The sequence below is a fragment of the Nostoc sp. genome, assembly GCF_036917455.1.
Classification (GTDB): domain Bacteria; phylum Cyanobacteriota; class Cyanobacteriia; order Cyanobacteriales; family Nostocaceae; genus Nostoc.
The window spans coordinates 1-24,271 of the sequence record NZ_JBALDK010000141.1; the positions used below are offsets into that span (position 1 = coordinate 1).

Below are 24,271 nucleotides of genomic sequence, written 5' to 3' on the forward strand. Positions count from 1 at the left end.
CTTCAGGGTTCATAGTAATTGCACTTGCCTGGGTATTGTGAGTGTAACTATCTTCCCTCAATTACACCTATATTTGCAAAAGTGAGATGCTCCCAGGGAAACAGGGAAACCCGCCCACAGGAGTGGCTTCCCTACATATACTTAAATTTTTTCATTAATCAAATCCGATTCCTACATTAAGATTTATATTTATCCCGTTCAAACTTAAGGTTCTTACAGTGGTAATATTATTTACTAACTTTTTTTAGCGAAACTTAAATTTTATATGATATATTTCTGTAATCAACAATACTCGTGATGTAGATAATATTGTAGTAAATTTTCAAATTCAGTATTATGTCTAGTCAAGAGCCAAATTCTAAGCAAGCATTTCAGCAAACACAGGCTACCGGAACAAAGAAGAAACTACAACCCCCCCCAGACATCAAAAAACCAAAGAAAACCGAATAAGAAACGTTATATATAGTTCGTAGTAGAGACTTAATTTAAATTAAGTCTCTACTAATATCATCAAAAAGAAATCAGCTTATTTATTTTTCGCTTGAGTTTTTGCCTGTTCTAAAGCTATTTCTTTGATTGCCTGATAGGAATTAACATTTGAAGTACCTTCAATCGCTTTCACTGCCAAATCCTGAACTTGTTTGAGAGCAGATTCAAGTTGTTTAGAAAGATTTTGAATCCGCGTCTCTTGGTTAGTAATAGTTTGTTCTAGAGATTGCAGTCTCTGTTCATAAAAACGCTTTTGCCCTTCCACTTCCTTAGAATATAAATCTGATTTTACTTTAGCTTGGTAGTGGGCGATGCCTTTGCCTTCTTCTGTAGCTTTCTTGATAGCTGCTTCTTTATCTTTCGGAAAAGCCTCTACCTTAGCTTTTAATTCTTCAAATTGTTTCTCTCTTTCAGCAATTGCTTTCTCTCGTTCAGCCCACTGTTTCTCTGTTTCTTGTAGTAATTCTTCCAGTTGTTTATATAGTGCTTTCTGCTGTTGTTCGTATTCGTCACTTTGTAGCTGACGTTGAAGTTCTAAATTATATTTATACTCTGATGCATCGCGTTGCCGAGTTTTATTCAAGTTTTCATTTCGTTCTTTTATCGTTCGTTGATGTTCCTCCTGTTCTTTTACCCAAGTATTCCTTTGTTCTAATATTTCTTGGAATAACACTTCAGAACGCTGGCTAGATTCTTCCTGATAAGCTTTCGTATTATCTTCATAAGCTTGGATGAGAGTATCCAATATATCATCAGAAACTTCCAACTTGTGCAGTTGTGTTAATTGTTGGATTTCCTCTTCTAAATTTCGCCTGATTTCTTCTAACTTAGAGGCTTTTGTGGTTAGCTGTTCTGATAATTCATTAGCAGCACTGCCAAAACCTAATTGAATCTTCGCCAAGCTTTCAATTGTATTGTTCATCTTCTGTTGGACGCTAGAAAGCTGATTCATAGCTATTTTTTGTTCTAATTTTGGCTGTTCTTTAGTTACAGACTGGTTTTCTTTGGCAACTTTTTCAAGTTCCGATTTCAGCGCTGTTTTTTCTTTAGCTAACTCCTCAAATGCCTGAAGAATTTCTACTTTAGTATTCTTATCAGTCGGCTTTTTCACCACCACAACAAACCTCCTCTTCAGGAATTAAAAATGGTTAAGATGCTAAGAACTTGTAACTATTTAGGATTAGAACTACCAAAAGCCCTCATAGCTAAGTCTTGTGATTGTTTTAATGCTGTCTGCAATTGAGCAGAAATCCCTTCTATTTGCTCAGATTGTTTCTTAATTGTTTCTTCTAGAGATTGAATTTTTTGCTCGTAACTCTGTTTGTTAGATTCCCATTCTCTCTCAAATAAATCAGCCTCAATTTTAGCTTTTTGGCTTGTTTCTTTAATTGCTTCTTCCCTAGCTTTCTTAACGGATTCTTCCAGTTCGTTAGGAAATATAGCTACTTTTTGTTGATACTCTCCAAATAGTGGTTGGCGTTCAGCGAATATCTTCTCTCGTTCTGCCCAATCTTTCTCTTTCTTTTGAGAATTTTCTTGGATTTCTCTTTGTTGTTGACGTTTTACTGCTTTGTAGCTGTCTGTATTGAGTTTACGAGTAGTTTCTAACTTATATAGAGATTCTTCTTGTTCTTGTTGGCGATCTTTAGCTAATAAATCATTATATGCTTGCAGTTTTTCTTCATACTCGGCTTGTTCTTTTTGCCATTCTTTCCGCCTAATTGTAATTTCTTTCTCTAATGCTTCCCTTTTGCTGATAGTATCTTGTTCTAGGGTTTTTAATTTTTCTTGGTGTTCTTGACTTAGAATATCTAGAGTATCCGCTACAACTCTGATTTGTTGAAGCTCTTGTAAGCGTTGCGTTTCAATTTCTATACCTCGGTTCAATTCATCTAGCTTGGAATTTTCCTGAGCTAGTTTTTCAGATAATCCGTTGAGAATACTGCCAAACTCTAATTGTAAATCAGCTAAACCTTTGACAATACTATCAACCGTATATGCAGAAGCTACTTGCAGAATTTCTTGACTTTTTGCCTTATCTGCTTCCTCTTGTTTGGTTGCTATTTTAGATTCCAGCTTTTTTCTTTGGATAATAATTTGTTGAAATGCTTGCATTAGTTGTTGTTTGCTGTCCTTGACTCCAACTGTAGTCATCTTCCAACTCCCTTCAATAGGCAAATGATTTATTGGGTAGCAAGCCATACCAAGGACTACCCTATGCAGACATCAGAGTAGCCTTTGAATTGACATTTTAACGCAGTGTAAATACTGAAATGATCAACAGATGACACTTAGGTGATCCGAATTTTCCACATATTTGTCCTTCTGTTTTTAGGTATAGCAGTTCCCGCTATTGTGAGGTACGTTCTTAGTCCTGAAAAACTAGAAAAGGCTAGAGGAGGTAGCGGGGAGGGGAGAAACTGTACTTCATAACAGCAGGAAGCGCTGTATAGTTTTCCCTTTAAGTTTTTATAGTATTTTTGTACTAAAATAAATATACCCAACGTAATCTCTTCTTGTCAAGACAATCTTTCATGTAATTGCGTCACACAACAAAATCTTAAAAACTGGCAGTCACAGTGATTTAAAAGAGTGACGTAGTGTGTGTCACTTTTTGTAAAGAAAATCTAAAAGAATTAACTCTAGCAGAAACGCCGTTGCACTAAGACGAGATAATAGATTTAATCATGCCAATTGATACAAGCACAGTCCTAGACTTTTGTGATATCAATGTATACCACTGAATCGACCAAATACTCTGCCAGAACGGACATTGGGCAAACCAGCCGTATTCTAGTAGTAGAAGATGAAGAATTAATCCAGGAAATGCTAGCTGTAGCCCTGGAAGAGGAAGGTTACGGGGTGATAACTGCCCCCGATGGGCGGTCTGCTATAGAGTATCTCAAAAGTTTTGAAACCAACTCAGGGGAAGTTCCCTTCGATCTGATCGTTCTTGATTTGATGCTACCGCAAATCAATGGGTTAGATATTTGCCGTTTGCTGCGTCATCAAGGCAACCCAGTACCTATTTTAATGCTCAGTGCGAAGGGTAGTGAAACTGACCGCGTTCTGGGGTTAGAGGTGGGAGCAGATGACTATCTGACCAAACCTTTTAGTATGCGTGAGTTAGTGGCTCGTTGTCGCGCTTTACTCCGCCGCCAACGCCTAAGTAATTTACCACCAATACCAGTATTAAAATTCAAGGATGTCACCTTGAATCCTCAAGAATGTCGGGTGCTAGTTCGCGGTCAAGAGGTGAGCCTTTCGCCTAAAGAGTTCCGCTTGCTAGAACTGTTTATGAGTTACGCCCGTCGGGTATGGTCGCGAGAACAATTGCTCGATCAGGTTTGGGGGCCAGATTTCGTTGGTGATAGTAAAACCGTAGACGTTCATATTCGGTGGTTGCGCGAAAAACTAGAGCAAGACCCCAGTCATCCCGAATATATTGTGACTGTACGAGGTTTTGGCTATAGGTTTGGATAATTAGTTGGGATAGTTGTTAGTTTTTAGTAGTCACCAAGAAACTAACAACTCAAATGCTTTTATTGGGATTTTCTCTGGGTTTAGCGGTAGGCATTGGGTTTTGGGTTTGGCAACAGGTTCAACTTAACCGCTACCTGGGGCGCTTACTCCGACCGTTAACCTCCCATTCCTCCAAGATGGGACTGCTGCTGATTCCTGGGTTGCGGCAGGAAATAGCGATGGTGAAGCAGCAACGGCAAGATTTGCAGCAATCATTGCAAACCTACCAAGACTTGCTAGATTTTGCACCAGTGGGATATTTGCAGGTGGATGAGGAAAATCAACTGCTTTGGTGTAATCGGCAAGCGCAGGAAATTTTGTATCTGCAAAGGTGGCAACCAGAACAGGTACGCTTGTTATTAGAGTTAGTACGGTCTTACGAACTTGACCATTTAATTGAGCAAACTCGCGATCGCCAAAAACCACAAACGGGAGAATGGATATTTCATCCATCTTGTGATGATGCAGCAGAGATGCAAACAATAAAATCTCTGGCTTTGCGGGCATCTAGTTTGCCTTTACCCAATGGACAAGTGGGGGTGTTTTTAGAAAATCGTCAACCCCTATTAGATATAAATCAAGTCCGCGATCGCTCTTTTTCCGATCTAGCCCACGAACTCAGAACGCCCTTAACTTCGATTCGCTTGGTTGTGGAAACGTTACAAATCCGCTTGGAACCGCCTCTCAATCGTTGGGTTAACCGTTTGATGCAAGAAGTCGATCGGTTGATTAACTTAGTGCAAAGCTGGTTAGACCTGACCCAAATGGAAGCAAACCCAACCATGCAATTACAAGCCAAAGCTGTAGAATTGCGATCGCTAATTACATCTGTTTGGGAAACACTAGAACCCTTAGCACAGCGCCAACATCTATCTCTTTGTTATTCTGGCCCAGAAAATCTCTGGATTAAGGCAGATCAAGCCCGAATTTTCCAAGTTTTTCTCAACTTGCTAGACAACAGTATTAAATACAGTTCTCCTTCTACAAGTATTTATGTTGAAGCGAAAATCTTATCAACAAAAGATAATGATGGGGCCTCTCCAATTCTGGAAATAAATCTTATTGATTCTGGAGTTGGGTTTTCTGAAGCAGATTTACCCCACGTTTTTGAGCGATTTTATCGAGGAGATAAAGCGCGAACCCATTCCCCACAAGATAGTAACTCCATTGGAGCGATCGTTGGCAATGGTTTAGGATTAGCGATCGTTGAGCAAATTCTGATTGCCCACGGTGGTTCAATCAAAGCTATGAACCATCCAGAAACTGGGGGGGCGTGGATGCAACTCCAATTTCCTCAAGTTATGGCAAACTCCTTAAGCCAAGACTATAGTTAGTAATATCTTCACGTTTGAGACAACAAGTGTGAAAGCTGTCGATTATACTCCCAATCCTCAAAGACCCCAACTCGCACGCGCCATTAGGCGCTTAGAACGGGATGTATTACGCATGGGTGCTTTGGTAGAACAATCATTTCGCCTCAGCCACCAAGCCTTATTTGCTCGGAACTTAACAGCAGCGGAGGAACTCCCCCGATTAGATAAAAAGATCGATCGCTTTTATCGGCAAATCGAATCAGATTGTACGGCGATTATGACACTGCAAGCACCTACGGATCAAGATTTGCGCTGCTTGAGTGCTTTTATGCAGTTAGTGCGAGACTTAGAGCGCATTGGTGATTATGCTGAAGATTTAGCTGAGATTGCAATTAAAATTTTTCCTTATGCGCCTCATCCGTGTATATCTGAGATTGAAGCTATGTCCCTTCACGCGCAGGCGATGCTAGCAACTAGCTTGAAGGCTTTAGGAGATTTTGATGAAGGCGGTGGTCGCCGTTTAAAGCACCTAGATGATACTGTAGACGATGCCTACGATCGCGTTTATCTAACTTTAGCCCAACAACGGGATGTGCCTGGTGTAGTTGAGCCAATTGTGCTGCTAGCACTGGCAATTCGTTGTCTAGAACGGATGGCAGATCATGCTACTAATATCGGTCAAAGGGTAGCATATATTGTCACCGGTCAACGCTCTTAATTGAATTGCTGCCCAGAACCCCCACTTTTTTAAAAAGTTGGGGATCTAAATCTATGTGAAGTAAGCGCCATTTCACCCTAGTCTCTTCATAATTATTTGTGCCTACACACTTACTTAGTGTTCAGCAAACACTCAAGAATTAAAAATAAGTTAACTAAACATTTTACTAAAAGCTTACCTTTTCTTAAACTTGCACAATTAAAGTAACAAATATAGCAAGAGATTGGGGATTAAGGACTGGGGACTGGGTGAAAAGCCTTCTTCTGTCTAAGTTTCATCATCTGTTGATGTCCTAACCACCTTGGCTGTTGCTATAAATAACCGAAAAGTTTTGTTCTATCTCTATTGATAGATATCTAAAATCAGAAGTTATTACCATCGGAAAATTTTGAGCTAGTCCCTAGCTCAAACTGAGAAGAGTGTCCTTCAATTATGTAGGTAAATTTTGATACCAATTATTAGAGCATCTTAATCATTGTAAATAGCGAGATTTCCTGATAATTATGTAGTTACGGTTAATGATATATTCCACAACTACTACTTCAAATTTTTCTGCCGTGTCAAATAGCTCTGCTTTAAGCGGACAATTACCCCAGCAGATATTTACCCGTAGGGAAGTAATTCCACATCAAAATGACGTACTTTGGCGTATTGAATACGGTGCAGTTCGTACCCTAACGTGGAGTGAAGATGGAACATTCATCACTCTTGGTTATTGGGGATTAGGAGATTTGATTGGCTATCCTTTGTCTAGAGTCAAGCCCTACCAGATTGAATGTCTCACGGGCGTGGAACTAAGCATTGTGCCACCTCATTTGTGGCATCAAGATATTAATGCTTTATTGTCTCATATTCAACAGGCAGAGGATTTATTAAGCATTGTGCATCAAAAACCTATTTCGCTCCGTTTGTGGCAGTTTTTAGTGTGGTTAAGCGAAAAATTTGGACGTGATGTAGATAAGGGTAAGCTAATTGATTTAAATGTTACACATCAAGATATTGCTGAAGTTTTAAATACTACACGAGTAACAATTACCCGAATCCTACAACAGTTGGAGGAAGAAGGAACAGTTTTACGTCATAAACGCCGCATTATTTTGCGTTTACCAAGTCGTAAGTTAATTAAAAATTATGGTTCCGCAGTATCTTAACTAAATTGCTTGTAATAATCGGAAGATATAAGGTATAATCATCGCTGTGGATGTGTGTATAATCCCTGAAAGTAAAGTGCCATAAGCACTCTATAAATGACTGGATTATCTAAGTGTGAGTGAGAGTAAAAACATGACAAAACGATTCTGGAATCTGATTAAGGTTAGTCCGGTTGTTCTAGCTGCGACATTTTTTGCTGCGAATAATGCCTTAGCTGCGGAAGTAAACGAACCAGTAACAAATGTTACCCAGTTATCTGAGGCTCAAGACTCTAACAGTATGAATCAGGTAACATCAGTTTCGCAATTTTCTGATGTGCAGCCCACAGATTGGGCATTCCAAGCTTTACAATCTTTAGTTGAACGCTACGGCTGTATTGCAGGTTATCCCAACAGTACTTATCGTGGGAACCGTGCTTTGACCCGTTATGAATTTGCCGCAGGTTTGAATGCCTGTTTAGACCGGGTTAACGAACTGATTGCTACAGCTACTGCTGATTTGGTCAGCAAACAAGATTTAGCTACTTTACAGCGCTTACAAGAAGAATATTCTGCTGAACTAGCAACCCTGCGCGGTCGGGTGGATGGACTAGAAGCCCGAACTTCTGAATTGGAAGCCAATCAGTTCTCCACTACCACCAAGCTGGTTGGAGAAGCAATTTTCGCCGTGTCTGATGTTTTTGGTGGAAATAGGGCAGTTCCTGGTGGTGGTAATCAGAATCAAGATTTGGATTCTAACACCACTTTTAGCGATCGCGTTCGTTTGAACTTGTTCAGTAGTTTCACTGGTAAAGACCAGTTACAAATCCGTCTGAATGCCAATAACACGATCTCTAATGCTGCTGTGAGCGGTACTAACATGACCCGCTTGGCTTTTGATGGTAACAACAACAACTCTGTTGTAATCGATAAAATCAACTATGCCTTTAACTTGACTGATGCACTACGTGTCAAAGTTGATGCTAGTGGTGGCGAATTATACGAAAACGTTAATACCTTCAATTCTGACTTTGCTAGCTCTGCCAGAGGTGCGCTCTCCCGCTATGGACGTTTCAGCCCCATATATCGCCAAGGTCAAGGTGGCGCTGGTGTAACTGTTACTTTCAATCCTAAAGGTGCCATCAGCTTGAGTGGTGCTTATCTAGCTAGGACTGCTAATGACCCTACCCTCAATAATGGGTTGTTGGATGGCGATAACGCTATTTTTGGTCAGTTATCTTTCCAGCCCACCAAAGCCTTTAATATTGGTCTAACTTACGCTCGTACTTATCAAACTAATCTTGTTAACAATACTGTTAACAATAACCTTTTCCAAGGTACAGGTAGTATTTTTGCTAACAATCCCTTTGGGAATAACACTCGTACTCTATCCAACAACTACGGTGTAGAAGCTACCTTCCAATTTAGCCCTAAGTTAGCTATTAGTGGTTGGGGAGGTTATACAACTGCTGATGCGATTACTGGTGCAAATGCGGGTACAGATGCAGATATTTGGTATTGGGCTGGAGCGCTTGCTTTGAGAGACTTTGGTGGAAAAGGTAATGTCTTAGGTGTGATCTTTGGTCAACCACCCAAAGTTACTGGTGGTAGCATCAAAAATGCTGCTGGCAATATTAACTTAGATGACAATACATCTTATCACTTAGAGGGTCTTTATAAGTTCAAGGTTTCCGATAATATTCAAGTCACCCCTGGCTTATTGGTAATCTTCAATCCAGAGCATAATGACGCTAACGACACTGAATATGTAGGCACTTTACGTACTACCTTTACCTTCTAAAACTAGGTAATGGGAAATAAAGCTCAGAATTAGATAAACAAAAGCCCGCCTGAAGGTGGGCTTTTGTTCAGGAAAAAATTAGTTATGTGGGATTATAATCTGATTGATTAGATATATCTTTTGGAGGGCGATCGCTACTCCAAGCCCACCACACAGTACTACAGTGACAGGAGTAAAACTCTTGCCATTTGCGACGACGGTCTTCTGTAAAAACAGGCGATCGCCGATTTAGCCAAACTTTTTCAGCTTCTCGGCTAGTTGAGTGGCAGTTAGGACAGCAAAATTCAGATGCATGTACTGCCTTATTCGTCCATTCAGGTGGGAGGGTAGCAAAAGCGTCCATGTCGTTACAACTGTAGTATCAATGATTATCCAAAACTTTGAGGTTTTGAACTTAGAGGCAAACGGATACTATAAAATCCCGCCACACTATCGAACTGCTTAATCAATATTCTTATGGCTTTGTCTGAACTATATATATAGCAAGGGACTGGGGACTAGGGACTGGCGACTGGGTGAAAGGTTTTTTTGTGTCTAAGTTTCATCATTTGTTGATGTCCTAACCACCAAGGCTTGTGCTATAAATCGCCATTTATAGAGATTTTCGCTAAGTAGAATAATTATTTAGAAAGACTGCGAGAGCATCTCACAAATCAAAGGTTAACACAAATGGTAACTAAAATAATTACTATGCACATGATGGCTAATAATTAAATTTATGGAGCCAAATGTTGAAATTCGCCGTTTATTAGATGTGATGCCTGCTTCTGGTCGGATGACGACAAAAATCGTTAGTAAGCCAGAGCAAGCAAAAGTAATTTATGCCTCCTTTCCCCAACCCTGGAATCAGGCGCGACCGATATATATTAATTTTGATTTGTGGCCTCGCCTAGCAAAGCCGCAACGAGATTTGCTGCTGTTGCAGATGGTTAGCTGGTTGACAGGGGTGAAGTGGTTTAAACCCGACATTTATCAAGGTGTGATGCTGGCGGGTCTGTTAGGTGGATTCTTGGAAGCATCGCAGTCAGATGTAGTGGGTGTCGCCGTAGCAGGGGGGTTAAGTGCGATCGCTGCTTTTCGGATCTGGCGCACTAATAAATCTCTTGAGTCAGAGTTAAATGCCGACGCAGCAGCAATTCGCATAGCACAACGGCGAGGTTATTCCGAAGCAGAAGCAGCGCAGCAACTGTTATCTGCCATTGAAGCGGTAGCCAAAATTGAAGGGCGTTCTGGTTTAAATTTTACTGAGTTGATTCGTTGCCAAAATCTCAGAGCGATCGCAGGTTTATCATCAGTGGGTATGCCAGAAAGTTATGATAAGTAGAATAAATGTTTCTGGATATGGGTTTTTGAGAGCGATCGCTCCCAAGATACCTAAAATTTAGATGAGGTTTTGGTATTGTCTAAGCTTAATTTTTAGCATGATTGATACTTTATTCCTGACTACAGCAAGTTTTTAGCCACAAATACGGCTTTGTATATTTAGCTCAAGGCTTCTAACAAGGTGCGAGACATGAGCCTCCAACTAGCTGCAATGCATGGGGCTATCCTACACTGGAATAAGAGAATGTGTGTTTAACTGACTTAGATATAAATGGGGAGTTCTATCATACCTTCTCGGTGTTGCTTATGAAGTGCTTACCTAGTGTGGTAAAACTTAACTTAAATTCTGTCAGTTACTAACGGGGTTGATAGGAATGGGTACTTTAATTGTTATTGGCTTGATAGGGGTTTACGGAGGCGGCGTTTGGAAATTTTGGAACGGGTTTGGGCGGACTAATTTTAATCCAACTTTGACCAATCGCATTGGTTTGTCTTTGCTATGGCCAGCTTTGTTTCTTACAAATCAATCCTATCGTCGAAACTTTCGAAAAGCGTTGAAGGGCTAGAGTTTACTATTAAGTTTAAAGTCATCTGAACTTGATGGTGGCACACATCCCAATATAAATCTAACCCACCAGCCCCCTATCCCTAATAAGGGTAGGGGGCTGTATTTGCTCATCCTAAAAGGAGAGGAATTAAAGGAAGGATAAGTTCGTAGTGTTTACAAGTTGCACTTGTAAACATCTGGGAAGTATTTTCGCTGATGAATTTACAGAATTATTTGCCATTGGTGAGCAGATGGATTGCTGCACCTACAGCTGCACCATCAACAGCATTCCCAAGGGTATCTCTGCCATCGCCAGTAACTACGCCAGTTACTGCGCTAGTGCCTGCACCAACTCCCACATCTTGAACAACGCTCCGGTGACGGCGATTGCGAGTGTTTCTCAGACCATTTGCACCGTTAACGGCTGCACCAGTAACGCCACCTTTGACGGCATTGCCTAATACATTACCATTTCCTCTAACGGCTCCAGTGACGACGTTGGTAACAGCCCCAATACCTGCATCTCGTAGTACTTGATCATCAGCAGCAGCCGGTTTAGCGGGAACCAAAGTTACGCCGGTTAAACTTGCAGCCATGAGGCTGGGTAGAAGTGTGCGCTTTAGGATGTTATTCATTGTGTTACCTTCTCAAAACATCAAACAATTGGATAAATCTAAAGTTACTGGAGTCAGAGAAAATCATATTGTTTCAACTGGACAACAGCAACTATCTATTGTTTGAGGACATATATATAGTCGCATTTATAAAGTCATAACTGCATCCACTGAAAGCATGAATATAAATTAAGTCCACAGGAGGCCCTGCTGATTGAATAAACAATGCTAAAGATTACACATTGACAAAATAAATTCAGTATCCACAGAATATTCTCTGGGATGCAAATTTCATTTTTCATTACTAGCAAGCCATTTCTGACGACGAGCCGCGTAGTATTTCCCCTATCTGTCTAAAGATAGTTGACAAAATAATTAAACTCAGGAAACGGGGTTAATGGTTTAGTAGCCAAGCGTTGCGTAGGCATAGCCCGTTGTAGGCATCGCTTACCAAAGCAAATAAGACTTTATGGTTGTTCTTGGTGATGCCTTAGGTAATCTTCTTCATCCAACCATTCATGGCAAAACTCACATCGGTACTTTTTCATTGTCTACCCTAATCAATTTAAATATAATGCTTGATTATTCAAATCCAACACGACAAAAATTTGATTGAGAATACAATCTACAGACATAGTTAGGTTTGATTCTCTACATTTTCATTATTCCCAAAATAAATATAAAAATTAAAGCTTACATAAATCAAAAAGCTTCGTAAAAAAAGGCGGGCATTTCAGCCCACCCTACAAAATTTTGAGAATATTCTATTGCTATTAACCCAACAATTGTTTAGCTTTAGCTAAAACATTATCAACGCTAAAGCCAAACTTCTCTAGACAAACATTACCTGGAGCCGAAGCACCAAAACGATCGATACTAACGCAATCGCCTTCAGTACCCACGTATTTGTGCCAACCGAAACTGCTAGCAGCTTCTACAGATAAACGCTTGGTGACAGCTTTCGGTAGAACAGACTCTTTATAGGCTGCATCCTGTGCTTCAAATAGTTCCCATGAAGGTAGGGAGACGACACGGACTTTCTTACCTTCGGCTTTAAGTTTTTCGGCTGCGCCAACGGCGAGGCTCAATTCTGAACCAGTACCAATCAAGATAATCTCAGGTGTACCTTCGCTATCTACCACGGTGTATCCACCTTTCGCTACGTTCTCAATTGATGTACCTGCCAAGTTGGGGACATTTTGACGGGTTAACGCCAACAGAGATGGAGCGTTTTGCTTGGCTTTCTCGATCGCTATTTTATAAGCGCCAGAGGTTTCGTTACCGTCTGCGGGACGAAACACCGTTAAATTAGGAATGGCACGCAAGGAAGCCAGAGTTTCAATGGGTTGGTGTGTTGGGCCATCTTCACCTTGTCCAATGGAGTCGTGAGTCATCACCCAAATTACACCCGCTTGGGAAAGGGCAGATAAGCGGATGGCAGCACGCATGTAGTCTGTGAAGATTAAGAAGGTAGCACCGTAAGGAATTAATCCCGAACTGTGCAGCGCTATGCCATTACAGATTGCGCCCATAGCATGTTCTCGGACACCAAAGTGGATGTTGGGGTTTTCGTATTGCCCTTTTTGAAAGTCGCCTTTGCCCTTGACTTCGGTAAGGTTGGAGTGGGTCAAGTCAGCCGAACCACCAATCAATTCAGGTAAAACTGCTGCTAATTTGTTGAGGCAGGTTTCTGAGTGCTTCCGGGTGGGCAATCCTTTGTCTTCTGGGGTGTAGGCTGGTAGTACTTTATCCCAACCATCGGGTAGTTTGCCGCTAATGTAGCGTTCAAATTCAGTTGCTTCTTGGGCATACTTAGCTTTGTAGTCGGCAAATGTTTTGTTCCATTCGTCTTCGTAACCTGCGCCGCGCTCAACTGCTTTCCGTGTGTGGTTGAGGGCTTCTTCGGGAATAACGAAAGGCTCGTATTCCCATTTCAGTTGTTTACGAGTCAAGGCAATTTCGTCTGCACCCAAAGCAGCACCGTGAACGCCAGCAGTGTTTTGTTTATTGGGGGAACCATAACCGATGGTGGTTGTCACCTTAATCATTGATGGTTTATCGGTGACAGCTTTAGCTTCTTCAATTGCTTTAGCGATCGCTTCTAAATCTGTATTACCATCTTTGACATGTAAAACGTGCCAACCGTAAGCTTCAAAGCGCTTAGAAACATCTTCGGTGAATGCCACATCTGTGGAACCGTCGATGGAGATGTGGTTGTCATCATACAAAGCAATGAGTTTGCCTAATCCCAAGTGTCCTGCGTAAGAACAAGCTTCACCAGAAATTCCTTCCATGTTGCAACCATCACCTAAAATTACGTAGGTGTAATGGTCAACAATCTTGGTATCGGGTTTGTTATATTTAGCGGCAAGGTGTGCTTCGGCGATCGCTAAACCGACTCCATTGGCGATTCCTTGACCCAAGGGGCCAGTTGTCACTTCCACGCCTGGGGTCATGAAGTTTTCGGGGTGTCCGGGGGTTTTAGATTCCCACTGACGGAATTGTTTGATATCTTCGATGGTGACGCTATCGTAGCCTGCGAGGTACAGTAGGGCATACTGCAACATTGAGCCATGACCGGCAGACAAGACAAAGCGATCGCGATTAAACCATTTAGGATTCTTGGGATTAAACTTCAAAAATTGATCCCAGAGGACAAAAGCCATCGGAGCCGCGCCCATTGGCAGTCCTGGGTGTCCTGATTTTGCTTTTTCTACAGCATCAACAGCCAAGAAGCGGATCGAGTTAATACAAAGTTCTTCGAGGGAAAGTTCTTTGAGGGATTGGGTTGCAACAGTCATAATCTCTTGTTTTTAACGACGGGTTAGCACTCTTTGTAGCATCTCTTGCTGGGGTTATTTTAGATTCCCCACAGTATCCTCATCATCCCATTCCCACTTGGCGATGGACAAGCGGGATCTCCTGAGTTTCTAGTGATAAATCAAGCTGATAATTGGGTCATGCTGAACGCTTAAGTTATATCGGAATGATATTTCTGATACTTTTAGCGCAGTCATTTCAGGAGAGATGACTACGATAAAATGGGAAATTTTTAGACGTATTTCTTAAAGGCCAGTGTGACATTATGACCGCCGAACCCAAAAGAATTCGATATTGCCACCTCAACTTTTTGAGCGCGGCTGGAGTTAGGCACGTAATCTAAGTCACATTCAGGATCGGGATTTTCCAGATTGATTGTCGGTGGAATTTGGTCATTAGCGATCGCCAGTACTGTTGCTACTGCTTCAATACCTCCAGAACCGCCTAATAGATGACCTGTCATCGATTTAGTTGAGCTAATTGCCACCTTATAGGCATGTTCTCCGAAGGCTTTTTTGATGGCTGAGGTTTCAGTTGAATCATTAGCCGAGGTACTAGTGCCGTGGGCATTAATGTAGCTAATTTGTTCGGGGGTGATACCGCCATCTTTGAGCGCCAATTCTATCGCTCTAGCGGCTCCAAGTCCACCAGGGACGGGGGAAGTAATATGGTATGCGTCACAGGTCATACCATAGCCGATCATTTCGGCATAAATGTGAGCGCCGCGACTTAGGGCGTGTTGCAGTTCTTCTAAAATTAAAATTCCTGAACCTTCACCCAAGACAAATCCATCGCGATCGCGGTCAAAGGGACGGCAAGCATGAGCCGGATCGTCATTGCGAAAAGAGAGGGCTTTGCAAGCGGCAAACCCAGCCATTGATAATGGTGTCACAGCTGACTCTGTTCCACCGCAAATCATCGCTTGGGCATATCCCCCTTGAATTAAGCGAAAAGCATCACCTACAGCGTTGGAGCCAGCAGCGCAGGCAGTTACTGGGCAGGAATTTGGCCCTTTAGCACCCGTGTGAATTGCCGTTAATCCTGCTGCCATATTGGCGATCATCATCGGTATCATGAATGGACTACAGCGATCAGGCCCGCGGTTGAGGTAGATAGTTTGCTGGTCTTCTAATACTTTAATGCCGCCAACGCCAGAACCGATCATGACACCTACCTGTTCTGCATTCAGTTCATTAATAACTAACTGCGCGTTAGATAGAGCCTGTTTTGCTGCTGAAACCCCAAATTGGGCAAATCGATCCATGCGCTTCGCGTCTTTGCGCTCTAAATAATCATGTGGATCGAAGTTTTTTACCTCACCAGCAATCCGGCAATCATGGCGAGACGCATCAAAAAATGTGATGTAGTCAATGCCATTGCGTCCACTCAATAATCCATCCCAATATTCTGTTGCTGTGTTACCTATTGGTGTAATCGCGCCAACACCAGTTACAACAACGCGTTTACGTGTATGATCTGTCATGATTCAGTTAAATGTGGCGAAAAAGCAGCAGGCATTAAACAGTGCTGAGTTTCAAGTTGTGAGTTTTAAGTTTTGGAAGCACCCAAAGATAGAGAAAACTCCAAAATTTTGCCTCCTAAAACTCTAACTCTTAAACTTTTAACTATTCAGCACTCAGCGAAAAGTCAAAGCAGTGGTTTTTGCCATCAATGCCCAGAGGGGGTGAGACAAAGCCATCTGAACTTCTCCTTTGGCGCTAGCCTCTCCCTTTGGGAGAAGGGGAAACGCCAAGGGCGAACAAAGACTCAAAACTTTTTTATGCTGATGCGGTAACTTTGTTATTGATGTAATCTACTGCGTCTTGAACCGATATAATCTGCTCGGCAGCTTCGTCAGGAATTTCGATATCAAATTCTTCTTCCAAAGCCATCACCAGTTCAACGGTATCTAAGGAGTCTGCTCCCAGATCGTCCATAAACTTTGACTGGGGTGTGATTTTGGCAGGGTCGTCAACACTCAGTTGTTCGGCGACAATTTTCTTGACCTTATCAAAAAGTTCCGTTTGGCTCATAAATAGTAAAAGTCCTTAACCAGTTGCTAGGAGCTGCTCTTTACAGGAGACATTGTTTTGAGCATATACATCTTATCGTCAAGCGCGATCGCCCGTACACTACCAAGGGTCTTTCTCTTAGAAAACCCCTCCCATCCCTCAAAAGGATAGGGTAAGTTTTCTGGGAATTGGGTAGGGGAGGAGGCTACGCCATCGCCGATACCGTATAAATGCTTCAGTTGTCTAAGTCTATTGCTAAATTTTTTTACAGTGTCTTGGTCAGTATTCACAGCCTTGCTAGCAATCATAATATATAGACGCTGTGGCTTTTAACCTAGATGGTTAAAGGGTCACTGAATGTCAAACATCAGAACTTTAGTGCTAACAAGGAGTAATAAAACAGTTATTGTTTAGAGCGATCGCCCTAACCCAAATATACCTCTATGCTATCTCAGACACTCAAACTCAAATACGCTTACTTCCCTGGTTGTGTTGCCCAAGGGGCCTGTCGGGAACTTTATCAGTCAACTCAAGCTCTTACCAAAGCACTGGGTATTGAATTGGTTGAACTTAAAAAAGCTGCTTGCTGCGGTTCCGGCACATTTAAAGAAGATTCCCAACTGCTGGAAGATACAGTCAACGCTAGAAATATTGCTTTAGCTGAAGAATTAAATTTACCCTTACTTACTCATTGCAGTACTTGTCAGGGTGTTATTGGTCATGTCAACGAACACCTGAAAGAATGTAAGACAACTGACCCTAACTACATTGAACAGGTTAATGGTTTGCTGCATAAAGAAGGCTGTTCGCCTTATCGTGGCAGTACTGATGTAAAACATCTCCTCTACGCTTTGGTGACAGATTACGGTTTGGAGGAAATTACCAAACGTGTCACCCGAAAGTTAACTGGATTAAAATGTGCGGCTTTTTATGGCTGCTATCTGCTCCGCGCCCAAAAGTCCATGCCCTATGACGACCCATTTCAACCGGAGGCGATGGAAAATATGTTTCGGGCGGTGGGTGCAACACCAATTTATTACCGAGGCCGGACACAATGTTGTGGTTGGCCCCTAGCTAGCTATGCGACTACCCAATCTTTCAAGATGGCGGGGATGCATATTCAGGACGCTTTGACATCTGGTGCTGACTGTATAGTTACACCTTGTCCGCTGTGCCACTTAAATTTAGACTCGCGTCAGCCAGAGGTGGAAAAGGTTATTGAGCAAAAGTTAGGTTTACCAGTGTTGCATTTACCCCAGTTAATTGCTTTAGCACTTGGGGTTAGTCCAAAAGAACTGGGTTTAGAACGTCATGTTGTTTCCACTAAGCCAGTGCTGGAGAAATTAGGATTTTAGTTTGTGGAGTATAAGGTATGGGCACAAGTTGATTAGTATTAACTTAAGCAAAAGCCTGCTTTGTTTCTCCTCAATAGTTGAAAAATCAAAGGTTTTTAGGTAATGTCTCGTGTAGCTGCGACCGTCGCTTCGCGTAAACATAGTTTTTGGTCGTAAGCTCTTGTTCCTTGTTGCGAACGCGCATGAGTTCTTGACAGACCTAATAAAACTCCTGTCTCATCTAGAAATATCAGCCTACGCAAATTTCCGAACGAGAAAGAAATAATTAATCAGGTAGGGGCGCACAGCTAGCTGTGCGCCCCTAACCATATAACTCATTCAAATAAATGAGAATCGCTATTATTACAAAATTGTAATTAAGGCAAAGGGAAAGCTGTCATATTGGGCTGGTGTAATTAAAACTATCAACTCTTTCCAATCTCAGCAAAACAAGATTGATTGTTATGATTATTCGTCAATTTCTAGCTTTGGCAGCCATTTCCCTGGCACTTGCATCCTGTGGTCAAGCAGCCAGTAACCCAAACCTGACCGCCCAAAACCCCTCTCAAGCGGGTGAGCAATCACCGCAAGGAAGGCGATCGCACCGTCAGATTGATTTTACCACCGCAGCTCAAAAACTCGGTGTTACCGAAGCCAAGTTAAAAGAAGCTTTGGGAGTACCTACTAATTCAACTAATCCACCAGATGGAGAGCGTCGCCGTCCCGACTTGAAAGCGGCAGCTACAAAGCTTGGTGTCACCGAAGAAAAATTGCGGGAAGCGTTGGGGATTCCGGTACGTCCTTCGAGCAATTCTTCTAGTTAATCATTGCTTGCAGGAGTCGATCGCAACAACTCAATTTTTGTTTACAACCAAGGTGCATTCATAGCGTATGACACTTAATTCTCCCCAACAAATTACACTCAAGCCTTTTAAAGAAGGCTTAATAAAAGGCAAACTGACGAAATGGCTGATGGGGTTATTGATACTCAGTTCCCTTACAGGTGGTGGATACCTCATTTACCGTCAGACGATGATTTCTTTCACTCAGTCAGCCAGAAGTAAAATGCAGACAGTCCCAGTCGAGCGAGAAACGTTACCGATTACAATCTCAGCCAACGGTACTGTTGAAGCTAAACAATCGACCAACGTTAGCCCTAAAAGCTCTGGACAACTAAAGAAATTGCTGGTAGATGAAGGTGACTCTGTAAAAGCGGGGCAAATCCTGGCATACATGGATGATTCAAATCTGCAAGGGCAACTAATTCAAGCACAGGGATCTCTGGCTGCTGCTCAGGCGAATTTGCAAAAAGCACAAGCAGGTAATCGCCCTCAAGATATTGCTCAAGCACAGGCACAATTAGAACAAGCCCAAGCGACTTTAGAAAAAGCAGAAGCAGGTAATCGCTCTCAAGATATTGCTCAAGCTGACGCACGTTTAAAAAGCGCCCAAGCAAGTTTAACAAAAGCCGAAGATGATTTGAGCCGCAATCAGCAACTATACAATGCTGGTGCTATTTCCCTTCAGACTTTAAACCAAAAACGTGCCGACCGCGATAGCGCCAAAGCTTCCGTAAATGAAACCCAGTAAGCGCTAGGATTGCAAAAAGCTGGGTCACGCAAAGAAGATATCGAGCAACTAAAGGCAGTAGTTAAGGAAAAACAGGAAGCTTTAGCACTACTGAAAGCAGGAAACCGCCAAGAAGATATTGATGCCGCACGCGCTCAAGTAGTTCAGCAACAGGGCAGTCTAAAAACGATTCAAACACAAATTCAAGACACAGTAATTCGTGCGCCATTTAGTGGCATTGTGACTTCCAAGTATTCCGATCCAGGTGATTTCGTTACACCTACAACATCTGGGAGTTCGGTTTCGGGATCGACCTCTTCTTCGATTCTGTCGCTGGCATCAACTTATCAGGTGGTGGCAAATATAGCCGAAACCGATATTAGCAAAATTAAGGTAGGGCAGTCGGTAAGCATTACAGCCGATGCGTATGCTGACAAAACCTTTAAGGGAAAAGTTGCCCAGGTTGCGGCTCAGGCAACTGTAGCAACTAATGTTACCAGCGTTAAAGTTAAAGTGGATTTCACTGACCCTGAGACTCTCCTGCTTCCAAGCATGAATGTTGATGCCAAATTCGATGCAGGTGAATTAAACAATGTGCTTGTTGTACCAACGGTAGCGATCGCTCGTCAGAGCAACGGGACAGGAGTGCAGGTGCTTACAGAAAATGGTAGTACTCGATTTGTGCCAATTAAAACTGGAGCTACGGTAAATAACAAAACCGTTGTGCAATCCGGTTTACAAGGAAATGAAAAGGTTTTGGTGAGTGCGCCAGCGGATTCTAAAAAAAATAGTAACACTAACAAGGGCAGTTCTCCTGGTGGTATGGGTGGCCCTCCTCCTGGTGGCCCTTAGTACAGTTTTACTTTGCCTAAAAACATAGCGTTTTTTATACAGGAGAACACATTAACAATGCAAGCTGAGACATTAAGAATGTAAGCCGATACATTAACAATGCAAGCTAATGCATTAATAATGTAAGCCAATACATTAACAATGTAAGCCGATGCATTAACAATGCAAGCTAATGCATTAACAATGTGAGCTAATACATTAACAATGTGAGCCGATACATTAACAATGCAAGCCGATAAATGGCATTGCAGGGTACGACCAAATTTAATTAGCTACGAATTAATAAAATGCTCTATTTAGATTTAGTTTCACAAGCAAAGTTTAGCAATGATCAAATCACGCAATCACAAACCACTGGTTAAACAGGCATCTACTTTAATCCGCAGTTCTTCGGTATCAGCCGTGGAAATTTTGACAATGGCGTTAGAGACATTGTGGAGTAACAAACTCCGCACTGCGCTAACAATGCTAGGCATTATCATTGGCATTATGGCAGTGATTGCTGTCACCGCTATTGGTCAAGGCACTCAAAAAGCAACCGAGCTACAACTACAATCACTCGGAACCGACATTTTGCAAGTGCAAGCTGGTGCATCTAGAAGTGGTGCGGTGCAACAAGGCGCTGGGAGTGCCACAACATTAACATTGGAAGATGCTCAGGCGATCGCGCAACAGGTTTTAGGAGTTGACCGAGTATCAGCGATTCTGCAACAGTCTGCCCAAGTCGTCTATGGCGAAAACAACGACTCGATGACGATTATTGGAACTGATGTTAATTATCCAGATGTACGCAACACTCATCCTCAAACAGGCAGATTTTTTACTGAAGAGGAAGTCAATGCAGCAAAACCTCTGGCGGTTCTAGGCCCTACCGCCCGCGATGAACTGCTAGGGTCAGGAAGTATTGCAGAAGGCGCACAAATCCGCATCTCTGGACAAACCTATGATCTGATTGGCGTTATGGAGACAAAGGGAGCGCAGGGGCCACAAAACCCGGATGAACAAATTTATATCCCGCTTACCAATATGTCTGCTCGGCTAGTGGGAAATAATGCCGTTAAGGGAATTGCCATTAGAGGAATTTATGTCAAAGTCAAAAGCCAGGAACAGCTAGACGCTGCTCAGTATCAAACTACGAATCTCTTGCGGGTAAGACATGGCATTTATCCAGAGAAAGGAGATAAAGATGATTTTCGGACTGTAAATTCGGCTGATATCATCAACACGCTGACCAGTACATCTAAGCTTTTTACGGTGATGATAGTTGCGGTTGCGGTAATTTCTTTAATTGTTGGCGGTATTGGTATTGCCAATATCATGCTTGTGTCAGTGGTTGAACGAACGCGGGAAATTGGGATTCGGAAAGCGATTGGAGCAACTAGCACTGCGATTTTGAGCCAGTTTTTAGCCGAGGCAGTTGTGATTGCGGTAATTGGCGGGGTAATCGGTATTGGACTAGGAATTGCGATCGCCTTCGCCGCCTCAAATTTATTTAAATTTCCCTTCGTGATTTCGCTCTGGTCAATACTGTTTGGCTTTGGTTTAACCTTTGTAATTGGGTTGCTGGCTGGTGTAATTCCGGCTCGTAATGCTGCCAGTCTTGACCCAATCACAGCGCTTAGAAGTGATTAAAACATTCTTGAAGTAGAGAATTACTAATATGGCAACGATGATTTGGATGGAAGAAATTCACATCAATCCTGGTATTTCCTGCTTATGCTCAGTACCCGCATTTCTCACAAGCTTCAGGGGAAGGATGGGCAGAAGGGCAGAGGGGAAAGAACTTGGTATTTGAACTCTCCTCTGCTCCACTGCTCCCCTGCCCCCCTGCTCAAGCGCAGGCTTAATCAAGATGTGGTGAGAAATGCGGGTGTAAGGGGTAGAAAAATAATCATCGGCGCTTTGGTTAGTAATACTAATAAATACAATCCGATTCTTTACCACATTCGGATCGATCGCACCCCTGAGCAAATCTTTTAATTTAAGGTAATTTGCTCGACAGCTTTTAACAGAGAGTCAGAGGAACGGTAATTTAGTAATAGTTTACAAGTGCTGTAAAGCCGAGGATTAGTTTACCGAGATTGATTTGACTTCAATTTGCGATCGCCCATTACCGTGATGCGCCAGAGCTGCCATTCCATGTTCTTCGGCACGCAGTTCTCGATCGGATATTTCTGGCTCCTTAATATAGACTGAACTCACTAAGATATTCAAAACTCCACTTTCTTCAGCCTGACGGACAGCGCGATGCGTAATCAATTCGCCCACATTCAGAATCACATTGTCTTGTGGATCGAGAATGACGCGGGTAACTGGACGACCCAGGGCTTGTTCAATTCGCTGCTTCTTCATCGCCCGTGTGCTGCGTCCTTGTAACTTTTCTGCCTGCTCTTTCAAAGTTTGCCAGAAAGTGTTGAGATTCTTTTGGGCAACGCTTGCTCGATCGCGCAGTTGAACTTTGGTTTCTAACCACGTGTCGCTTGCGCTAGAACTAACTGCGGTTGCCAGAGCCAGACCAGCAGCGCTCAGTAATTCTACTTCTTTGCCATAAATTTGGGCCCGATCGAGGATGGATTCAGTTACAATCTGCCCAGATGCCGCAATAATTAAGCCATCGTCAGCACGCACTGTTTGTAAGACTCTGCGCCCTCTTACTTGCTGAATCGCCAGACGCGCTTGTGCTGCCAGCCCATCAACCGAATAACGTAGGTTAGCAGCACTGTTTTGAGTTATGCTCTGAATTTGATTGCTGGTAGATTCTGTTACTGCTTTCAAATTCCGGCTAATGTTTGCAGTCAGACTGCCACCTGTAGCTCGGTAGAGTTCATCAAGGATACCCATGCGATCGGCGGCTTCTGCCTCGACTATGGTGACTTCCTGCCCCTGTAGTAACAGTACACTACCATCTGGAGTCAGCACATCCCGCTCAACATGCTTGCCAATCACGTATATTTTTTGCTCCGCAGGGTCAACCAGATTATTTGTTAGTAAAGCAGATGCATCTCGATTGAGGTCTTGCAGTTTGCTGCTAGTAGTATCAGTTGCGGCTTGCAGTTGTTCACCTGCCGACTGGCTTGCTGACTGTAGCGTGCGGTTCACATTGTCTACCGAGTTTTGCAGTTGCTCACCTGCTGTCTGGCTGGCTTTTTGTAATCTCCGGTTAGCTGTTTGGGCCGATTCTTGCAACTTGTCTTCAGTTGCTTGAACGGCTCCTCGGATACCACCGATCTGTTCTTGCATCATCTGAGCAGTTTGTGGAGGCACAAAAGCAACATCATAACCAATTGTCAGCGTTTCGGGAGCGGGAACAAACGATCGCCCAGAATAAGCATCGGCAAATACACCGCCAGAAACTTCGTATCCTTCCACCAACCCACTATGCTCGTCAAAGAACAAATCAACTAATACACCAAGGTTAAGTCCCTCAGTGGTCAGAATTCTCGTTCCTTTTAAGACCATATTCTGGTGCAGAATCTCTTTAATTGCAGGGACACGATGTACCTTAACAACAGATTCTTTGGAGTTAACAACGATCGCATCTAACCCAATCGCTTGCACCTCTTCTAGGGGGATGACTTTGGCATTCCGAAACAGTCCCTTCTCTTCAACCAGAAAACCCAAAATTTGATTGTGTTTTTGATCAAAAATTAAGTCTATAATCCGCTCAATTTTTTGACCCTTGTCAGATGTAACGACTACTTTATCGATAACATCACTACCTTTACGCATTTATCTATTCCTCGCAGTTTTTATTATTGATTGGGTTGTCCAGTGACTTGTTCGTTGGTTGGCTGAATTTTTAGCTGAAAATATCGTCCCTCTCTGCCGAAACCAGGAGCGATGTCAATAACGCCAAAGTATTCGAGGAGTACCCCAAAGATAGCCACAAGGGTAATTAAAACGGTGATATTGGCTCCAGTATTAGAGCGCTGTCCTATGAGCCTAGGCATTTTCCCTCCTTAATTAATTTCTTGTTTTTTTGTTACTAAGCTTGCTAGAAAAGTTAGACAATTTAGTTTATATCATTATTAATTAGACGAACATATCTATCTCTTGGGATATGCCATTGATTATTTTCTCTTTCGGAAAGATATTTTCCAAAGTAGATATATTAGTTATTCATTATCCCAATTTCTTTATAAAGAAATAAATAAATATATCTATTTATAGTCTTAATAAAGGATATTGTAATATTTTAATAAACAATAGTAAATAACATCTCTTGTA

At 42.4% G+C, this 24,271-nt stretch carries 19 protein-coding genes and 2 pseudogenes; 11 read left to right on the forward strand and 10 right to left on the reverse strand.

What is annotated here, in order from left to right:
• Positions 1 to 526: 526 nt before the first annotated feature.
• Both V7K42_RS14300 and V7K42_RS14305 read right to left on the reverse strand, forming a co-directional pair.
• Positions 527 to 1,606: a hypothetical protein gene (locus V7K42_RS14300; protein WP_334917179.1), complete on the reverse strand. Its 1,080-nt coding sequence runs from the start codon at positions 1,604 to 1,606 to the stop codon at positions 527 to 529.
• Positions 1,607 to 1,659: 53 nt separating this feature from the next.
• Complete coding sequence (locus V7K42_RS14305) at positions 1,660 to 2,643, reverse strand: hypothetical protein (RefSeq protein WP_334917181.1); 984 nt, start codon at positions 2,641 to 2,643, stop codon at positions 1,660 to 1,662.
• A gap of 576 nt (positions 2,644 to 3,219) precedes the next feature.
• Here V7K42_RS14305 and V7K42_RS14310 point away from each other — a divergent pair.
• The 5 genes from V7K42_RS14310 to V7K42_RS14330 all read left to right on the forward strand — a co-directional run bounded on the left by V7K42_RS14310 (position 3,220) and on the right by V7K42_RS14330 (position 8,973).
• Positions 3,220 to 3,972, forward strand: a complete 753-nt coding sequence (locus tag V7K42_RS14310) for a winged helix-turn-helix domain-containing protein (protein WP_094345638.1) — start codon at positions 3,220 to 3,222, stop codon at positions 3,970 to 3,972.
• Between the two features lie 53 nt (positions 3,973 to 4,025).
• The gene (locus tag V7K42_RS14315; protein WP_334917183.1) at positions 4,026 to 5,345 is read left to right on the forward strand and encodes a sensor histidine kinase; all 1,320 of its coding nucleotides are present in this window, start codon (positions 4,026 to 4,028) and stop codon (positions 5,343 to 5,345) included.
• A 28-nt stretch (positions 5,346 to 5,373) separates the two neighbouring features.
• Entirely contained in the window at positions 5,374 to 6,042 is a 669-nt protein-coding gene (gene phoU, locus V7K42_RS14320; RefSeq protein ID WP_334917185.1) for a phosphate signaling complex protein PhoU, read from the forward strand.
• Positions 6,043 to 6,560: 518 nt separating this feature from the next.
• Positions 6,561 to 7,193: a Crp/Fnr family transcriptional regulator gene (locus tag V7K42_RS14325; RefSeq protein ID WP_334917187.1), complete on the forward strand. Its 633-nt coding sequence runs from the start codon at positions 6,561 to 6,563 to the stop codon at positions 7,191 to 7,193.
• 133 nt (positions 7,194 to 7,326) lie between these two features.
• Positions 7,327 to 8,973 (forward strand): iron uptake porin, encoded by a 1,647-nt coding sequence (locus tag V7K42_RS14330; protein WP_334917189.1) that lies wholly within the window; start codon positions 7,327 to 7,329, stop codon positions 8,971 to 8,973.
• An 82-nt stretch (positions 8,974 to 9,055) separates the two neighbouring features.
• Here the strand turns inward: V7K42_RS14330 and V7K42_RS14335 are convergent, their stop codons facing one another.
• Complete coding sequence (locus V7K42_RS14335) at positions 9,056 to 9,316, reverse strand: hypothetical protein (RefSeq protein ID WP_094330293.1); 261 nt, start codon at positions 9,314 to 9,316, stop codon at positions 9,056 to 9,058.
• Positions 9,317 to 9,691: 375 nt separating this feature from the next.
• Here V7K42_RS14335 and V7K42_RS14340 point away from each other — a divergent pair, with 375 nt between their 5' ends.
• Positions 9,692 to 10,297, forward strand: a complete 606-nt coding sequence (locus V7K42_RS14340) for a DUF3318 domain-containing protein (RefSeq protein ID WP_334917191.1) — start codon at positions 9,692 to 9,694, stop codon at positions 10,295 to 10,297.
• Between the two features lie 373 nt (positions 10,298 to 10,670).
• Positions 10,671 to 10,862, forward strand: a complete 192-nt coding sequence (locus tag V7K42_RS14345; RefSeq protein WP_094330291.1) for a hypothetical protein — start codon at positions 10,671 to 10,673, stop codon at positions 10,860 to 10,862.
• 211 nt (positions 10,863 to 11,073) lie between these two features.
• Here the strand turns inward: V7K42_RS14345 and V7K42_RS14350 are convergent, their stop codons facing one another.
• The 4 genes from V7K42_RS14350 to acpP form a co-directional block, all read right to left on the reverse strand.
• Complete coding sequence (locus tag V7K42_RS14350) at positions 11,074 to 11,478, reverse strand: hypothetical protein (RefSeq protein WP_334917193.1); 405 nt, start codon at positions 11,476 to 11,478, stop codon at positions 11,074 to 11,076.
• Positions 11,479 to 12,230: 752 nt separating this feature from the next.
• Entirely contained in the window at positions 12,231 to 14,258 is a 2,028-nt protein-coding gene (tkt, locus tag V7K42_RS14355) for a transketolase (protein ID WP_334917195.1), read from the reverse strand.
• 251 nt (positions 14,259 to 14,509) lie between these two features.
• Positions 14,510 to 15,760, reverse strand: a complete 1,251-nt coding sequence (gene fabF / locus V7K42_RS14360; RefSeq protein ID WP_334917196.1) for a beta-ketoacyl-ACP synthase II — start codon at positions 15,758 to 15,760, stop codon at positions 14,510 to 14,512.
• Positions 15,761 to 16,055: 295 nt separating this feature from the next.
• Positions 16,056 to 16,310 carry an acyl carrier protein gene (acpP, locus tag V7K42_RS14365; protein ID WP_094330284.1) on the reverse strand — a complete coding sequence of 85 codons (255 nt, stop codon included), beginning with the start codon at positions 16,308 to 16,310 and terminating at the stop codon, positions 16,056 to 16,058.
• A gap of 422 nt (positions 16,311 to 16,732) precedes the next feature.
• Between acpP and V7K42_RS14370 the strand changes: the two genes are divergently transcribed.
• From V7K42_RS14370 to V7K42_RS14385, 4 genes and pseudogenes are all read left to right on the forward strand, one after another.
• Positions 16,733 to 17,644, forward strand: a complete 912-nt coding sequence (locus tag V7K42_RS14370; RefSeq protein WP_334917199.1) for a CoB--CoM heterodisulfide reductase iron-sulfur subunit B family protein — start codon at positions 16,733 to 16,735, stop codon at positions 17,642 to 17,644.
• A gap of 443 nt (positions 17,645 to 18,087) precedes the next feature.
• Positions 18,088 to 18,447: a hypothetical protein gene (locus V7K42_RS14375; protein WP_334917201.1), complete on the forward strand. Its 360-nt coding sequence runs from the start codon at positions 18,088 to 18,090 to the stop codon at positions 18,445 to 18,447.
• 67 nt (positions 18,448 to 18,514) lie between these two features.
• A pseudogene (locus V7K42_RS14380) lies at positions 18,515 to 20,044 on the forward strand (efflux RND transporter periplasmic adaptor subunit).
• Between the two features lie 417 nt (positions 20,045 to 20,461).
• The gene (locus tag V7K42_RS14385) at positions 20,462 to 21,676 is read left to right on the forward strand and encodes an ABC transporter permease (protein WP_442938570.1); all 1,215 of its coding nucleotides are present in this window, start codon (positions 20,462 to 20,464) and stop codon (positions 21,674 to 21,676) included.
• A 57-nt stretch (positions 21,677 to 21,733) separates the two neighbouring features.
• On the opposite strand, the pseudogene V7K42_RS28945 reads toward V7K42_RS14385, so the two are convergent.
• The 3 genes and pseudogenes from V7K42_RS28945 to V7K42_RS14395 form a co-directional block, all read right to left on the reverse strand.
• Positions 21,734 to 22,024: pseudogene (locus V7K42_RS28945) on the reverse strand (CHASE2 domain-containing protein); the annotation flags it as partial.
• Positions 22,025 to 22,111: 87 nt separating this feature from the next.
• On the reverse strand, positions 22,112 to 23,773 hold the full coding sequence (locus tag V7K42_RS14390) for a PRC-barrel domain-containing protein (RefSeq protein WP_334917205.1): 1,662 nt from the start codon (positions 23,771 to 23,773) through the stop codon (positions 22,112 to 22,114).
• Positions 23,774 to 23,796: 23 nt separating this feature from the next.
• A complete protein-coding gene (locus V7K42_RS14395; protein WP_334888449.1) occupies positions 23,797 to 23,994 on the reverse strand; it encodes a hypothetical protein in 198 nt (65 codons plus the stop codon).
• Between the last annotated feature and the right edge of the window lie 277 nt (positions 23,995 to 24,271).

Bases quoted from the DNA above. Each gene is read 5' to 3' on its own strand.
- V7K42_RS14370 (WP_334917199.1), top strand. From the start codon at position 16,733: ATGCTATCTCAGACACTCAAACTCAAATACGCTTACTTCCCTGGTTGT.
- V7K42_RS14395 (WP_334888449.1), bottom strand. From the start codon at position 23,994: ATGCCTAGGCTCATAGGACAGCGCTCTAATACTGGAGCCAATATCACC.
- V7K42_RS14315 (WP_334917183.1), top strand. From the start codon at position 4,026: ATGCTTTTATTGGGATTTTCTCTGGGTTTAGCGGTAGGCATTGGGTTT.
- V7K42_RS14375 (WP_334917201.1), top strand. From the start codon at position 18,088: ATGATTATTCGTCAATTTCTAGCTTTGGCAGCCATTTCCCTGGCACTT.
- V7K42_RS14305 (WP_334917181.1), bottom strand. From the start codon at position 2,643: ATGACTACAGTTGGAGTCAAGGACAGCAAACAACAACTAATGCAAGCA.
- V7K42_RS14390 (WP_334917205.1), bottom strand. From the start codon at position 23,773: ATGCGTAAAGGTAGTGATGTTATCGATAAAGTAGTCGTTACATCTGAC.
- V7K42_RS14385 (WP_442938570.1), top strand. From the start codon at position 20,462: ATGGCGTTAGAGACATTGTGGAGTAACAAACTCCGCACTGCGCTAACA.
- fabF (WP_334917196.1), bottom strand. From the start codon at position 15,760: ATGACAGATCATACACGTAAACGCGTTGTTGTAACTGGTGTTGGCGCG.
- V7K42_RS14330 (WP_334917189.1), top strand. From the start codon at position 7,327: ATGACAAAACGATTCTGGAATCTGATTAAGGTTAGTCCGGTTGTTCTA.
- V7K42_RS14350 (WP_334917193.1), bottom strand. From the start codon at position 11,478: ATGAATAACATCCTAAAGCGCACACTTCTACCCAGCCTCATGGCTGCA.
- V7K42_RS14325 (WP_334917187.1), top strand. From the start codon at position 6,561: ATGATATATTCCACAACTACTACTTCAAATTTTTCTGCCGTGTCAAAT.
- tkt (WP_334917195.1), bottom strand. From the start codon at position 14,258: ATGACTGTTGCAACCCAATCCCTCAAAGAACTTTCCCTCGAAGAACTT.
- V7K42_RS14310 (WP_094345638.1), top strand. From the start codon at position 3,220: ATGTATACCACTGAATCGACCAAATACTCTGCCAGAACGGACATTGGG.
- acpP (WP_094330284.1), bottom strand. From the start codon at position 16,310: ATGAGCCAAACGGAACTTTTTGATAAGGTCAAGAAAATTGTCGCCGAA.
- V7K42_RS14345 (WP_094330291.1), top strand. From the start codon at position 10,671: ATGGGTACTTTAATTGTTATTGGCTTGATAGGGGTTTACGGAGGCGGC.
- V7K42_RS14335 (WP_094330293.1), bottom strand. From the start codon at position 9,316: ATGGACGCTTTTGCTACCCTCCCACCTGAATGGACGAATAAGGCAGTA.
- V7K42_RS14340 (WP_334917191.1), top strand. From the start codon at position 9,692: ATGGAGCCAAATGTTGAAATTCGCCGTTTATTAGATGTGATGCCTGCT.